Origin of the sequence: Streptomyces sp. NPDC050508, from assembly GCF_040655155.1 — a bacterium.
Classification (GTDB): Bacteria; Actinomycetota; Actinomycetes; order Streptomycetales; family Streptomycetaceae; genus Streptomyces.
On the sequence record NZ_JBFAJJ010000013.1, the window covers coordinates 247,631 to 261,332 of the forward strand.

General features: G+C 70.3%; 12 protein-coding genes and 1 pseudogene. 9 read left to right on the top strand and 4 right to left on the bottom strand.

Features of this window, described 5'->3' with window-relative positions:
* Positions 1–69 precede the first annotated feature (69 nt).
* The 8 genes from AB0I69_RS33065 to AB0I69_RS33100 all read left to right on the top strand — a co-directional run bounded on the left by AB0I69_RS33065 (position 70) and on the right by AB0I69_RS33100 (position 9,169).
* A complete protein-coding gene (locus tag AB0I69_RS33065) occupies positions 70–2,532 on the top strand; it encodes a GMC family oxidoreductase (RefSeq protein WP_363099416.1) in 2,463 nt (820 codons plus the stop codon).
* Positions 2,529–4,367: a metallophosphoesterase gene (locus AB0I69_RS33070; RefSeq protein ID WP_363099417.1), complete on the top strand. Its 1,839-nt coding sequence runs from the start codon at positions 2,529–2,531 to the stop codon at positions 4,365–4,367. Before AB0I69_RS33065 ends, AB0I69_RS33070 begins: the two co-directional genes overlap by 4 nt.
* The gene (locus tag AB0I69_RS33075) at positions 4,364–5,434 is read left to right on the top strand and encodes an alpha/beta fold hydrolase (protein ID WP_363099418.1); all 1,071 of its coding nucleotides are present in this window, start codon (positions 4,364–4,366) and stop codon (positions 5,432–5,434) included. The genes AB0I69_RS33070 and AB0I69_RS33075 overlap by 4 nt, the downstream gene beginning before the upstream one ends.
* Positions 5,431–6,360, top strand: a complete 930-nt coding sequence (locus AB0I69_RS33080) for an acetoacetate decarboxylase family protein (RefSeq protein WP_363099419.1) — start codon at positions 5,431–5,433, stop codon at positions 6,358–6,360. The genes AB0I69_RS33075 and AB0I69_RS33080 overlap by 4 nt, the downstream gene beginning before the upstream one ends.
* Positions 6,357–6,842, top strand: a complete 486-nt coding sequence (locus tag AB0I69_RS33085; RefSeq protein ID WP_363099420.1) for a hypothetical protein — start codon at positions 6,357–6,359, stop codon at positions 6,840–6,842. The genes AB0I69_RS33080 and AB0I69_RS33085 overlap by 4 nt, the downstream gene beginning before the upstream one ends.
* Positions 6,839–7,273 carry a hypothetical protein gene (locus AB0I69_RS33090; RefSeq protein ID WP_363099421.1) on the top strand — a complete coding sequence of 145 codons (435 nt, stop codon included), beginning with the start codon at positions 6,839–6,841 and terminating at the stop codon, positions 7,271–7,273. Before AB0I69_RS33085 ends, AB0I69_RS33090 begins: the two co-directional genes overlap by 4 nt.
* Positions 7,270–8,604, top strand: coding sequence for a patatin-like phospholipase family protein (locus tag AB0I69_RS33095; RefSeq protein WP_363099422.1), 1,335 nt, complete (start codon positions 7,270–7,272; stop codon positions 8,602–8,604). Before AB0I69_RS33090 ends, AB0I69_RS33095 begins: the two co-directional genes overlap by 4 nt.
* A 67-nt stretch (positions 8,605–8,671) precedes the next feature.
* Entirely contained in the window at positions 8,672–9,169 is a 498-nt protein-coding gene (locus tag AB0I69_RS33100) for a GNAT family N-acetyltransferase (RefSeq protein WP_363099423.1), read from the top strand.
* Here the strand turns inward: AB0I69_RS33100 and AB0I69_RS33105 are convergent.
* Positions 9,108–9,581, bottom strand: a complete 474-nt coding sequence (locus AB0I69_RS33105) for a transposase (protein ID WP_363099424.1) — start codon at positions 9,579–9,581, stop codon at positions 9,108–9,110. The two genes, AB0I69_RS33100 and AB0I69_RS33105, sit on opposite strands and share 62 nt — an antisense overlap.
* Positions 9,582–10,094: 513 nt before the next feature.
* Between AB0I69_RS33105 and AB0I69_RS33110 the strand changes: the two genes are divergently transcribed.
* Positions 10,095–10,967 (top strand): serine hydrolase, encoded by an 873-nt coding sequence (locus AB0I69_RS33110; protein ID WP_363099425.1) that lies wholly within the window; start codon positions 10,095–10,097, stop codon positions 10,965–10,967.
* Between the two features lie 339 nt (positions 10,968–11,306).
* Here AB0I69_RS33110 and AB0I69_RS33115 read toward each other — a convergent pair.
* The 3 genes and pseudogenes from AB0I69_RS33115 to AB0I69_RS33125 form a co-directional block, all read right to left on the bottom strand.
* Positions 11,307–12,047, bottom strand: a pseudogene (locus AB0I69_RS33115) (response regulator transcription factor).
* Positions 12,022–12,534: an ATP-binding protein gene (locus AB0I69_RS33120; RefSeq protein ID WP_363099426.1), complete on the bottom strand. Its 513-nt coding sequence runs from the start codon at positions 12,532–12,534 to the stop codon at positions 12,022–12,024. The pseudogene AB0I69_RS33115 and the gene AB0I69_RS33120 overlap by 26 nt, the downstream one beginning before the upstream one ends.
* Positions 12,535–12,873: 339 nt before the next feature.
* Positions 12,874–13,635: a DeoR/GlpR family DNA-binding transcription regulator gene (locus AB0I69_RS33125; protein WP_363099427.1), complete on the bottom strand. Its 762-nt coding sequence runs from the start codon at positions 13,633–13,635 to the stop codon at positions 12,874–12,876.
* Positions 13,636–13,702: the final 67 nt, after the last annotated feature.

Sequence of the window (13,702 nt, forward strand, 5' to 3'; positions counted from 1 at the left end):
AGTCCCTTACGTGGCGGGTTATATTCCCCGTTTCCCATCTAATATAGGCTTATTCGATCATCTGGGGGGATGATGGCGAATAAGCGATCGGGAAACCGGTTCGAGGCGGATGTGGTCATCGTCGGATCGGGATTCGGGGGCTCGGTCGCCTCCTACCGGCTCGCCGAGGGCGGCCGGTCCGTAGTGACTCTGGAGCGTGGCAAGCCCTACCCTCCGGGGAGCTTCCCCCGGACGCCGGCCGGAATGGCCCGTAACTTCTGGGATCCCAGCGAGGGCATGCACGGGCTGTTCGACATCTGGTCGTTCCGCGGCCTGGAAGGCGTCGTCTCCAGCGGCCTCGGCGGCGGGTCGTTGATCTACGCCAATGTCCTGCTGCGCAAGGACGAGCACTGGTTCGTACACGAGTCGCCGTTGCCCGGCGGCGGCTACGAGCACTGGCCGATCAGCCGTGCCGACCTCGACCCGCACTACGACCGGGTCGAGCTGATGCTCGGCGCGACCCCGTACCCCTACGCCGACACGCCGAAGACCGTCGCGATGCACGAGGCCGCGGACCGGCTCGGCCTGCAGGTGTCACGCCCGCCCCTCGCCGTCACCTTCGCGCCCCGGCCGGGCACGGCACCGGTCCCGGGCGCCCCGGTCCCCGAACCCGCCTACGGCAACCTCCACGGCTTACCGCGTGATACCTGCCGGAAGTGCGGGGAGTGCGACCTCGGTTGCAACTTCGGGGCCAAGAACACCCTGGACCACACCTATCTGTCGGCGGCGCGGCACCACGGCGCCGACATCCGCACACACTGTGAGGTACGCGGCTTCGAGCCGTTGCCCGGCGGCGGTTACGAGGTCCGCTACGTCGTCCACGACCCGGCGGACGAGGGCAGTCCCACCGCCACCGGCCAACTGCCGCTGCGGCGGATCCGCTGCGCCCGACTGGTACTGGCGGCGGGCACCTTCGGCTCCACCTACCTATTGCTGCGCAACCGCGCCGCGCTGCGCGGCATCAGCAGGGCGCTCGGCACCCGTTTCTCTGGCAACGGCGACCTGCTCGGGCTCGTGGTCAACGCGACCCGTGCTGCCGAGGGCGGCGGGCCACGCAGCCTGCGGAGCAGCACCGGCCCGGTGATCACCAGTGCGGTCCGGGTCGGCGACGAGCTGGACGGGGACGGCTCGTCGGGACGCGGCTTCTACGTGGAGGACGCGGGCTACCCGGTGTTCGTCGACTGGCTCGCCGAGGCGGCACGGGTACCCGGACTCGCCCACCGGACCGTCGCGTTCGCACTGCGGCTGCTGCGGGAACGGCTGGGGTCCAGCCCGCAGACCAACATCAGCCACGACCTCGCCCTGCTCCTCGGACCCGGTGTGTTCTCCGACTCGTCGCTGCCGCTGCTCGGCATGGGCCGCGATGTGCCGGACGGCCGGATGGACCTGCGCAAGGGCTACCTGGACGTCGACTGGACCACCCGGACGTCGCGCCGCTACTTCGAACGCGTCCGGTCGACGATGAGCGACATGGCCGGCGCGCTCGGCGCCGAGTTCCGCGACAACCCGTTGTGGTGGGCGCGCCGGGTGATCACCGTGCATCCGCTCGGCGGCGCTCCGATGGGCCGCGATCCGGGTGAAGGTGTCTGCGACTCGTTCGGCGAGGTCTTCGGCCTTCCGGGGCTGTATGTGCTCGACGGTGCGGCGCTGCCCGGGCCGGTGGGCGCGAACCCGTCCCTGACGATCGCCGCCTTCGCCGACCGGGCCTGCGACCGCATCCTCGCAGGCCCCCGCGAGCCGCGCGGCACAGACGCCACGCCCGCGCCGGACACCGCGTCAGCCGCCGGGCCGGTCGCCGGAGCAGGGTCCACGTCGACGCAGGACGCTGCCGCTGCCGTCGACGCCGCCTCGCCCGTCGCGGACGGCGAGCGGTCGACCAGCCTGTCCTTCACCGAGGAGATGAAGGGATACATCGCGCTCGACGTCCAGGACCCGGAGCAGGGGCGGGCGCTCGGCCGCACGCTGCAGCAGCGACTGGCGTTCCGGCTCACCATCACCGCCGCCGACGTGGACCGCTTCGTCGCCGATCCGGACCACCCGGCTGCCGCCGTCGGCCACGTCGACTGTGACGTCCTCGGAGGCCGACTCCCTGTGGAGCGTGGTTGGTTCAACCTCTTCATCCGCGGTGACGACCTGAGCCGGCGCCGCATGCTGTACCGGCTGCACCTGCGTGCCCCGGGCGGCAGCACGCTCACGCTCGTCGGGCACAAGGAGGTGCACGACGATCCAGGCGTCGACGTATGGCGGGACACCTCGACGCTGTACTTACGCGTGCTCGCCGGGCATGTCGAGCCGGACGGTGACGACGCGGCGCCGGTGCTCGGGGCGGGGATCATCACCATCCATGTCGGGGACTTCGCCCAGCAGTTGACGACGTTCCGGGCCGAAGGCCCGCACCCCGCACGGGCGCTGGGGCGCTTCGGCCGGCTGTTCCTCGGCGAGCTGTGGGCCATCTACGGCTCACAGCTCATAGCGGCCGGGGAGCCCGGATGAACCTCCGCGAACTGCGACAGCGCACCGACGAACTCGGCTTCACCCCGCAGGACTCGGTGCGCTGGCTGGCACCGGGGGAGCTGGCCCGTACGGCGGTCAAGGTCGTACTTGCCGGGGTCTTCGCCAACTACTCGGACAAGCGGGAGATCCAGGGCGCGTTGAGCGCGGACCTGCTGCGGGCACCGCTCGGCGATCCGGACGCGCGGGAACTCTGGTTCGACTTCGTCGCCGACCTCGGTGACGGCTTCGACGCGACAGCCTCGGTGGCGTCGGTCCTGGCGGCGGAGGAGATCACCGTCGACCGACCCGGCACGCGGCCGGTCCGTCTCGACCGCGGCTCACTGCTCGTCCTGGGCGGCGACGAGGTGTATCCGGTGGCGTCGGCGACGGCGTACGAGGACCGGATGAAGGGCCCCTACCGTGCGGCCCTGCCGTCAGCGGCCGACCCGCTGCTCATGGTCGCGCTGCCGGGCAACCACGACTGGTACGACGGGCTCAGCGCCTTCCTGCGGATGTTCGCCCAGCAGCGGGCCATCGGCGGCTGGCAGACCCGGCAGACGAGAAGCTACTTCTGTGTACGGCTGCCGCAGAACTGGTGGCTCGTCGGCCTGGACAGCCAGCTCGGCTCGTACTTCGACGACCCCCAGCTGCGCTACTTCGAGACCCATCTGTCGGCGAACCTGAGCCCCGGCGACGGCGTGATCGTCTGCTCCGCCACACCCACCTGGGTGAAGAGCGCGGAGAACCACCCCGACGCCTTCAACTCGCTGCACTGGTTCGACCGCAACGTCGTCCGGACCCGCGTCGATCCCGCCACCGGGTTACGGGAGCCGACCAACGCGACGATCCGGCTGTGGCTGACGGGCGACGAGCACCTCTACTCACGGTACGCCGAACAACTGCCCGATGACCCGCCCGGATCCGCTCAACTGCCCCCGGACCCGCGGCGACGCCAGATGGTGACCTGCGGCCTCGGCGGCGCCTACCTGGGGGCGACACACCAGCTCCCACCGGTGGTGGCGTTGCCGCCCGGCGCCGCACGGATGCGGGACAAGGATCAACCGCCGGCGGTGTTCGTCCGCGCGGAGGAGACCCGCCCCGCCATCGGCGAGTCCCGGCGTATCGCCCGACGCATCGCGCTGCCGTGGTCACCGCACTGGCTGCCCCGCCGTAACCCGGGGTTCGCCGAACTGGTCGCGGGGGTGCACGCGGGGCTGTTCCCCGTCGTGAACATCCTGTTCGCGTTGTCCATCGGCGCGCGCCGTCCCCTGGACGCCGTACGTGACGCCGACATGGGTGACCTGGGCCGCTTCGCCGAAGTGGTGTTGTCCGTCGCGGTGTTGCTGCTCGTGCTCGGCCTGGTGTACCGGCTGGTGCGCAGACGGGGACACGCGGCACCGTCCGCCACGACAACCGCCGTTCTGCTCCAGGCCGCGGTCGCACTGGCGATCCTGGCAGTCACCGTCGCGCTGCCGTTCCCGGCCTCCTGGCCCGGATGGTCCGTGCTTGTGGTGGGCATGGCCGTCGCCGCGCTGGTGGGCGCGGTCGCCGGCTCCGAGGTCTTCGCACTGTGGATGGTCGCGGCGCGAAGCGGCCCGGTCGCCGACTGGCAGATGTCGGGCCAGTCGGTCGAGGACTGCAAGGGCTTCGTCCGTCTGCGTATCGCACCGGACGGCGACCTCACCCTCTACCCGTTGCTGATCGACGTCGTCTGCCGGGAGTGGAACCTGCTGGACGCCCCGGACGGAGGGAAGCGCCCGGTACCGGCCGAGCCACCTGCCGTACGGCTGATCGAGGACCCTTTCGTGATTGCCCGGGAGGCGAGGACTCCATGACCGACATACCCCGAACGCACCCACCCGACCGGCCGACGACCCACGGCGACCATGTGACGGACGTGCAGCCGCTGACCGCACTCGACGGCAGACCGTTGACGGTGGTGCACGTCCAGGGCCGGCACGCGCCCATTCGGGGACCTGTCCTGGTCGTGCACGGCGCCGGGGTGCGGGCGGAACTCTTCAGGCCGCCACTGCCGCGCACCTTCGTCGACAGCCTGATCGACGAGGGATGGGACGTGTGGCTGCTCAACTGGCGTGCGTCGATCGACCTCGACCCGGTGCCCTGGACCCTGGACCAGGCCGCGGCGTACGACCATCCCGCCGCGGTGGCGCACGTGCTGGCGGCCACCGGCGCCGACCGGCTCAAGGCGGTCGTGCACTGCCAGGGCTCCACGTCGTTCATGATGGCGATGGTGGCCGGGCTGCTCCCCGAGGTGGACACCGTGGTCAGCAACGCCGTGTCGCTGCACACCGTCGTACCCCGCCTGTCGGCGTTCAAGATCCGCCGCGTCGCACCCGTCGTCGGCCGCGTCCTGCCGTACGTGTCACCGGCCTGGGGCGACCGGCCCGAAGGACCGCTCACCCGGCTGATGGTCGGGTTCGTCCGCGCGACGCATCGGGAGTGCCGCAACTCGGTCTGCCGGATGGTCAGCTTCACATACGGCGCAGGCCATCCGGCCCTGTGGTCCCACGCGAACCTCGACGAGGCGACGCACGACTGGATCCGCGGCGAGTTCGCCGAGGTCCCGATGACGTTCTTCGAGCAGATGAACCGGTGCGTCAGGGCCGGCCACCTGGTGTCGACGGACGGCATCGAAGGCCTGCCGCGGTCCTTCGTCGCGCAGGCCCCGCAGACCGACGCCCGGTTCGCGCTGCTGGCCGGCGAGAACAACCGGTGTTTCCTGGCCGAGGGCCAGCGCCGCACCTTCGACTTCCTGCAGAAGCACCGCCCCGGCCGCGACAGCCTGCACGTCCTGCCCGGGTACGGCCACCTGGACGTCTTCCTCGGCCGCCGCGCGGCGGCCGACACGTATCCGCTGATCCTGAAGGAGCTGGCCCGATGAGGCTGCTGCTGCCGCTTGTCCGGCTGGGCCTCTCGGCCCTCCCCTCGGCGGTTCCGCGCCGCCAGCGCCGACTTGCCGGACGGCACTCGCTGGTCGACGGCATCCCGTTCGAACTACCGGTCGACTCGGTCGACACCCCGGCCCTGATGGCGGCGTTCACCGTCGACCTAGCGTCGGCCGCCCGGCTGCTGCCCGGCGACGAACTGCACCCGGTGGCCCTGCCCGGTGGCCGGGGACTGCTCGTCATCACCGTGGTCAACTACGTGCGCACCGACATCGGCCGGTACATCGAGTACTCCATCGCCATCGCCTGCACCCACGGGCGCCGGGCGGCCCCGCCGCTGCTGCCGGGACTGCTGCGCGGCACGTTCGGCACCGGGCAGTACGTCGTGGACCTGCCGGTGAGCAGCGAGATCTCGGTGAAGGGCGGCAAGGGCATCTGGGGGATGCCCAAGCATCAGGCCAACCTCGACTTCAAGGCCACCGACTCCGTCGTGTCCAGCCAGTACGAGACCGAGGGACACCTGGGGATGTTCATCGAGATCGAGCGCCCCGCGGCGACGGCCCTGCCACTGCGCGTGGGGGCGGCCAACTACTGTGCGTTCCGCGGCATGTTGATGAAGTCGTTCATCTACTTCGAGGGCGCCGCCGACGTCGCGTTCGGCAAACGGGCCCGCGCCCGTCTCGTCCTCGGCGACGCGCCGCAGGTCGCCGGCCTGCACGACCTGGACATCGCCGCCGACCCGGTGTTCACCTGCTTCCTGCCGTCCACCCGAGGCGTGCTCGACGACCACTTCGAGAGCTGGTTCCTCACCGGCGACGACCCGGGGCGGACGTACGGCGACACGTTGAAGAGCGTCGTCGACCTGGGTCTGTCCCAGCAGTGGCTGGAGCCACCGCGGATCGACGTCGGGGAGAAGTCGTGAGGGAGACCCTGCTGCTGGTGAACGCCCTGTACTTCCTGTTCGGCGCGACGATGTACATGGGCACCATGTGGGTGCTGCGGTTCTTCCTCTACCCCACGTGGCGGGCGCTGACCCCGGAGAACGTCGGCGCCCACTTCGGTGTGCCGACCACGCTGGCGACCAGGTTCTTCACGGTCGTGGTGCCGCCGATGTTCGTGTCCGGGATCGTGCTGGTGTGGAGCGAGTGGGGCACCTGGTACGTCGCCCTCTCGGCGGTCTGCCTGGCCGGCATCGCCCTCCTCACCTGGGTCGGGCAGTTGATCATCATCCCGGTGAACAAGAAGGTCCGTGGCGGGGAGTTCGAAGGCGCCGCCGGGCTCACCTCGTTGCTGCTGCGCTGGATGCGGCTCAACGACATCCGGTTCGTCGGTTCGACGGTGACCTGGGCCGCCGTCGTCTGGTACGTCGTCGCCAAGAGCGACCTGCTGGGAGCGCTGTCATGAGCGTGCTGCCACTCCGTGTCACGAGCGACCCGCTGCGCCTGACCCTCGTCCTCGTCGCCGCGGTGACGGTGCTGTCCGGTGTGGTCCAACTGGTCGCGCCGGGCCTGATCCTTGGGCTTCTGTCGGCGGACTCGACGACGACCACCAGGCATCTGTTCGCGACGGTGGGGATGTTCATGGCCGTCGTCGGCGGTCTGCTCGCCCACGCTCTGGTGACCGCGGCTCCACCGCCGTACCTGCTGCAGTGGGCGGGGGCACAGAAGTTCTGCGCGTTCGTCCTGGTGGGTGTCGGTGTCGCCCGCGGCCTGTTCGGGCCCTCAGCGCTGCTGGTGGCGGTGTTCGACCTGGCCACCGCGGTGCTGTGCTGGCTGATGTGGCGGCGGCTCGTCCACCGGGGCGGGGCACCACGAGCTGCCGGGGCGGGCGTATGACGAGGCGTTCACTGGTGCTGGCCGGCGGAGGGATGCGCGTCGCCTGGCAGACCGGCGTGGTGCGGGCGCTGCGGGAGCACGGCCTGTCCTTCGACCACGTCGACGGCACATCGGGCGGGATCATGACCACGGGCATGCTGCTGTCGGGGCAGGATCCTGCGGAGATGGGCCGACGGTGGTCCGAACTCGACGTCCGCGACTTCAGCTCACCGCTGCCACTGCAGGACTATCTGCGGGGACCGTGGGCGCTGCCGGCCATCGGTGACGCCGACGGGGTGGTGCGCCGGGTGTTCCCCGCACTCGGAATCGACGTGGAGGCGGTGCGCTCCTCGCCGGTACCGGGCACCTTCAACATGGTCGACTTCGTCACCAAAACATGCGTGGCCGTCCCGAACACGGAAATCGACCTGGAACTGATGGCTGCGGGAATGTCGCTGCCACTGTTCATGCCACCGCTGCGGCGCGGCGGGCGCGTGTGGACCGACGCGGTGTGGGTCCAGGACGCGAACGTCGGCGAGTCGCTGCGCCGTGGCGCCGACGAGGTGTGGCTGGTGTGGTGCATCGGGAACTCGCCGTACTGGGGCGACGGCCCGCTGGAGCAGTACGTGCACATGATCGAGATGAGCGCCAACGGGGCACTGTTCGCCGAACTGGCGTCAGCTGGAAGGCCGTTCGTGCTCCATGTGGTCAAGCCGACGTACCCGCTGCCGCTCGATCCGGAGTTCTTCACCGGGCGGATCACCGCGGACACCCTGGTGGCGATGGGTTACCGGGACACTTGGGACTACCTCGACGGCGTCGATCCCTCGGGCGTGGCCAAGGACCCATCGTGTACGGCGATGCAGGATCCGCCGCGAGGGGTGCGGTTCCGGGAGCGGACGCGTGGGCGGATCGGCGGCGCGGACCTGGTGCTGGATGTGACCGTGGAGCTGCCGCTGCCCGTCGGTGGTGCCGCGTCGCCCGGTGTCCGGGTGGTGGGGCACATCGACCACGAGCCGTGGGGCGGCCGGGTACTGCTGGCCGGTGGGCGGGCGGAGGCCGATGACACCGGGCTGGTGTACACCGCGCGGGTCCGGCTGGACGGGAAGTGGCAGGAGGTGTCCGCCCGGCACGAGTTGACCGACGATCCGGGCCCGGACCTGTGGTCGGATGCCCGCACCGTGGCCTTCCGCGCGGGTGACGGGTCTTCGGGTCAGCTGGAGTTGGGGCTGCGCGACGCGGCCCGGGCGCTGGCGTCGGTGGAGCCGACCGGCGCGCACGGCTTCCGAAGCCGCGCCGAAGCGGTGGCCGAACTGGCCAGGATCGGCTTGCGGCGGGCGCTGGCGACCTAGGCCGTGTTGTGAATGTGGATCAAGGGGCTCGTTCGGTGTCTGGTACGGGTCGTGTGATGCTGGCGCAATGACTGATCAACGCGAGGTTGTCGTCGTCCGCTGGCCGGGTCAGGACCCTTCCGTGGATCGGTTGGCCGAGTTGCTGGCGGCCTACCACCTGCGGACGGAGGCAGAGAAGGGCGAGGCCGTTGTCGATGTGGACGGGTTGCCGGACCGCTACCGGGCAGCAATCTCGGACCCGCGGACCGCGTTCGCCGACGATGTCGTGCTGCTGGCTCTGAACGGCGACACAGCCGTGGGCTGCCTGGTGGTGACCGCCCCCATCAGCGGCCGATCAGAGGTCAAGAGGCTCTGGACAGACCCGGCATTCCGGAGCCGGGGCATCGCGTCCGCCCTGGTCGGCGCCGCGCTTGAGCATTCCGCGGAAAGCGGCGTCAGCACGGTACGGCTGTCGGTATGGAAGTGGCGGGCAGGGGCCGTCGCCCTGTACGAGCGGTTCGGTTTCACCGTCGCCGAATCGTGGGAGGAACGGGATCAACTCGTGTGCATGGAGCGTGCCGTGTGAGGGGGCACAGCCACTCGTCGATGGCTGCGACCAGCACCGTTGCCTCGTATCGGACGGCGAGCTTGTCGTATCTCGTAGCCACAGCCCGATGATGCTTGCGGCGATTGATCCCGCACGCCACCGCGTGGCGCTCCTTGTAGTCGGCCTTGTCGAACTTCGGCGGCCGACCGCCGCGCGAGCCACGCTCCTTACGGTTGCGCACCTGGTAGGCCTTCGCCGAGACCGTGCAGCGGATGCCCCGCCGGCGCAGGTAGACGCGGTTCACGCGTGACCCGTACGCCTTGTCGGCGCGGACCTTCTCCGGCCGGGCGCGCGGCCGGCCCAGGCCGAGGCGGGGCACCCGAATGGCCTCCAGAACCGGCTGGAACTGCGGGCTGTCGTCCCGTTGGCCCGCCGTCACCAGCAACGACAACGGCTTCTGCCAGCAGGCGACTTGACCTGCCGCGACTTGGGAGCCGCCAGGACATGGCCCATACCTGATTCCTCCAGCATCTGCCGGAAGCCGTGTTCCTGGGCGCAGGCCGCATCAGCGGTCACTCAGGCAATCGGCAACGCGGAGTCGGGAGCCCTCGACACCGTCGCCCATGCCAGTTCGGGCAGCGACTTGCCGACGATCAGTTGTCGGCCTCCCGGAGATGGCGGAGCTGGTCGGCATCACGGTGCCGACGCTGCGGGCCCACATCTCCCGGGGCCCCTGAGGACTGCTGAGTTCAGACAGGGCACCGGCAGACGGTGTTCGGAGCCAGTGACGATGGCTCCGGTCACCCCGGTCGGCTCCAGGCCGAGCCCGGGCGATCTGGGAACTGTGCGTGTCCTCACAAATCATGAGGTCAGAGCTTTTTTCGTGACACCGGTCACGGCGCGGAACCGTCGTTTCGTCTACGTTCGCAGGCCTGTGTCCCCGCCCCCGAACCGCCGAGGCCTCATGCCGTTCCGCCCGATTCCCCGAACGACCACGTGGAGCGCTAGGACGCACGGCCGACGCGGCAGGCGTGCCGGCCTCTGCGCGGTGCTCCTCACCGGCTCCGTGGCCACCCTCCTCGCGGTCGGTCCGACCGCGACAGCCGTCACCGGGACGTCGGAGCGCTCCGGGGCCGGCGCCACGCAGGCGACTGCGACGAGCGAGGCGCGCGTGACGACCGCCGTGCTGGACCTGGACCAGCCCGCCGACAAGCCGCAGGTGCGCGGGAAGGACGTCCCCTACGACACGGCCAGCATCATCAAGGTCGACATCCTCACCGCGCTGCTCCTCCAGGCGCAGGACGCCGGACGTGATCTCACCCAGCAGGACTGCACCCAGGCCGAGGCGATGATCGAGCGCAGCGACAACGACGCGGCGAACGCGCTCTGGCGGCGGATCGGCGCGGCGCCCGGCCTGGACGCGGTGAACAAGCGCCTCGGCCTGTCCTCGACCGTGGGCGGAGCCGGCGGCAAGTGGGGACTCACGCGCACCACGGTGACCGACCAGATCCGCCTGCTGCGCGCGGTGTTCGGCGGCGAGTCCGCACTGACCACGACGTCCCGGAACTACATCAGCGCGCTGATGACCCGCATCGTGGCCGGACAGTCCTGGGGCGTCTCGGCAGCCTCCGACTCCGGATGGGCGCTCAAGAACGGCTGGCTGCAACGCAGCACCACCGGCCTGTGGGACATCAACAGCGTCGGACGGGTCACCTCGGGGACACACCACTACCTCGTCGCGGTCCTGTCCGACGGCAACGCGTCGATGACGGGGGGCATCGCGGCGGTAGAACGCGCGGCCCGCACAGCGGTCTCCTCGGCGCGGGCGACCGGCTGACGGCACAGACGTACCCGACGTACCGCGTCTGGCACCGTGCGGCAGGTGCGTAGGGCGCTGTGGATCACGGCGACTTCCTCAACACGGTTGCCACCAGGCAGACGATCAGTACGGGGGACACCGACGGGTGCTGCCGCAACACACAGCGGTCCGACGGGGAAAGACACGGACGGCAACCCGTACAAAATCGATGTCGGTGCCGAACGTTCCGCACGGGTCGCCGGGATCGAGCCCGCCGCTGAACGCGAGCGCGTCCCGGGCGACAGCGACCGGACTGCTGCACATGCCCAGCAGGCAGGTCCAGGTCCGTAGGGCGGTGAGGTCGCGGGTGAGGAGTCTTCACGCTGGTCCGCCAGGTCCGCCAGGTCCGCCAGGTCCGCCAAGTCGGCCAGGTCCGCCAAGTCGGCCGGTCGGGGGGCTGGTGCGTGCTGTGACCAGGCCGTTCTCGTAGGCGGCGATGACGAGTTGCGCGCGGTCACGGGCGTCGAGTTTGGCGAGCAGCCGAGTCACGTAGGACTTGACGGTCGCGGTGCTGATGACCATCGCCTCGGAGATCTCGGTGTTGGAGAGCCCCCTGGCCGATGAGCGTCAGGGTTTCGCGCTCCCGGTCGGTGATCCCCTCGATCTCCCTCTTCGGTGGCGCCGGCGCGCGCCGCGAACGGCCGGTGAAGACCTCGATCAGTCGGCGGGTGACCTTCGGGGCGATCAGCGCCTCTCCGGCGGCGACCACCCGGATCGCTGCCAGGATGTCGGTGATGGCCATGTCTTTGACGAGGAATCCCGAGGCGCCGGCCCGTAGAGCGCTGTAGACGTTTTCGTCCTCGTCGAAGGTCGTCAGGACGACGATGCGGGTGTCGCCGCCGTCCGCGATGATCATCTGGGTGGCCTCGATGCCGTCCATGCCGGGCATACGGATGTCCATGACGACCACGTCGGGGCGCAGCTCCCGGGTCATCCGGACGGCTTCCAGCCCGGTCCCGGCCTCTCCGGCGACCTCGATGTCGGGATGTCGGCGATCACCATGACCAGGGCCGCACGGATCAGCGGCTGGTCGTCAGCGAGCAGGACGCGGACCGCCACGCGGACCGCCACGCGGACCTCCTCGGATCTGGATCGGGACGGGTAGGCGGGCGGTGACGCGGAATCCGCCCCCGGGACGGGGTCCGGCGGCGAAGTCGCCGTGCAGCAGCTCGACCCTGTCCCGCATGCCGGTGATGCCGTACCCGGTGCCGGCGTCGTTACTCCCGAGGCCGCTGCTCCTCGCTCCGCCGCCGTCCCCGGTCCCGCTGTCGACGACCGCGAGGGTGACGTCCTCCTCGCGGAAGGTCACGGACACTCGGCACTGCCGGGTCCCGGAGTGCTTGATGACGTTCGTGACCGACTCCTGGATGATCCGGAACACGGACAGGTCGATCTGCGGCGGCAGCGGCCTCTGCTCGCCGCTCCGTTCGACATCGACGCGGACGCCTGCACTCCGGGCGTTGGCCACGAGTCGGTCGAGGTCGTCGAGGCCGGCGAGCGGCGCCTCCGGGTGCGCCGCCTCGGCGTCGTGGAGCGCCCCGAGCATGCGGCGGAGCCGCGACCTGTTCCATCCGGCTCGACCGCGCGGACGCAGGAGATGGACGTGCCACGATGCTGGTCCGATTCCTCGCAGCGCGCGGTCGAGCCGTTCGGGGCCGCGGCGGGACGCCGTCCGGGCGGGGGCGTCACCTGCCAATACGGCCGGACCGCAGAGGGCAGCCACAAGGAGTCACTCCTGAGTTCGTGCTGTCGCCGGCCTGCCTGGCCGAAAGCGGCGGCAGATGCCTGCTGAGATGGAGACACTTCCCGGCGACCACCCCGCACCTGCTCGTTCCAGGCCGCTGCCACAGCCCGGGGGAGTGCGAACAGATTGCGGACGGCCTTGTCAGACGGTCTTGACGACAGTGCCGGTGTCTTCGAGCGCGGTGATCTCGTCGACCGGTGCTGTGGTGTCGGTGACCAGGGTGTGGAGGAGCGTGGAGGGGCCGACGTAGGCGTAGGCGGTGTGGCCGAGCTTGCTGCCGTCGGTGGCGACGATGATGCGGCGGGTGGCGGCGATGCCGGCCTTCTTCACGGCGGCGTCGTCGAGGTCGTAGGCGGTCAGGCCCTGAGCTGCGCTGAGACCGCAGCAGCCGATGACGGCGGTGTCGAAGCGCAGTGCCGCCAGGGACGCGAGGGTGAGGGGGCCGGTGAGGGCTCCCTCGGCGGCCCGGGGCTGCCCGCCGGGCACGATCAGCGTGGCCGGGCCCGGGCCCTCGCCTAGTACGTGGATGGCCTGCAAGGACAGGGCCATCACGGTGACCGGCCGTCGGCGCAGCAGGTGGGCGATCTCCAGGCAGGTGGTGCCGCTGTCGAGGAGGACGGTCTCGCCGTCAGCGATGAGCGAGGACACTTCGGCGGCGATGCGGCGCTTGGCGTCGACGGCCTCGTGGGCGCGCAGGGCGAAGGGCGGCTCCTCGCCCCTGAGCAGCAGGGTGCGTGCCCCGCCCCGGACGCGTTCGAGGACGCCCTGGGCGGACAGTGTGTCGAGGTCGCGCCGGATGGTCATCTCGGAGGCGCCGGTCAGGTGGGCGAGTTCCTGGACCGTGGCCCTTCCCGACTCCCTGACGGCCTGCGCGATCGTCCCGTGCCGGTCTGCGTTGCTCATGCCGCGATTGAACACCACCCGAAACGAACATTCAATGTGTGCGAAGCGACAGTATTCAATCACTTGC

What these genes read in the sequence shown, in the direction of transcription:
- AB0I69_RS33065 (WP_363099416.1), top strand. Translation starts at nt 70, where the DNA reads ATGATGGCGAATAAGCGATCGGGAAACCGGTTCGAGGCGGATGTGGTC.
- AB0I69_RS33070 (WP_363099417.1), top strand. Translation starts at nt 2,529, where the DNA reads ATGAACCTCCGCGAACTGCGACAGCGCACCGACGAACTCGGCTTCACC.
- AB0I69_RS33075 (WP_363099418.1), top strand. Translation starts at nt 4,364, where the DNA reads ATGACCGACATACCCCGAACGCACCCACCCGACCGGCCGACGACCCAC.
- AB0I69_RS33080 (WP_363099419.1), top strand. Translation starts at nt 5,431, where the DNA reads ATGAGGCTGCTGCTGCCGCTTGTCCGGCTGGGCCTCTCGGCCCTCCCC.
- AB0I69_RS33090 (WP_363099421.1), top strand. Translation starts at nt 6,839, where the DNA reads ATGAGCGTGCTGCCACTCCGTGTCACGAGCGACCCGCTGCGCCTGACC.
- AB0I69_RS33095 (WP_363099422.1), top strand. Translation starts at nt 7,270, where the DNA reads ATGACGAGGCGTTCACTGGTGCTGGCCGGCGGAGGGATGCGCGTCGCC.
- AB0I69_RS33100 (WP_363099423.1), top strand. Translation starts at nt 8,672, where the DNA reads ATGACTGATCAACGCGAGGTTGTCGTCGTCCGCTGGCCGGGTCAGGAC.
- AB0I69_RS33110 (WP_363099425.1), top strand. Translation starts at nt 10,095, where the DNA reads ATGCCGTTCCGCCCGATTCCCCGAACGACCACGTGGAGCGCTAGGACG.
- AB0I69_RS33120 (WP_363099426.1), bottom strand. Translation starts at nt 12,534, where the DNA reads ATGCTCGGGGCGCTCCACGACGCCGAGGCGGCGCACCCGGAGGCGCCG.
- AB0I69_RS33125 (WP_363099427.1), bottom strand. Translation starts at nt 13,635, where the DNA reads ATGAGCAACGCAGACCGGCACGGGACGATCGCGCAGGCCGTCAGGGAG.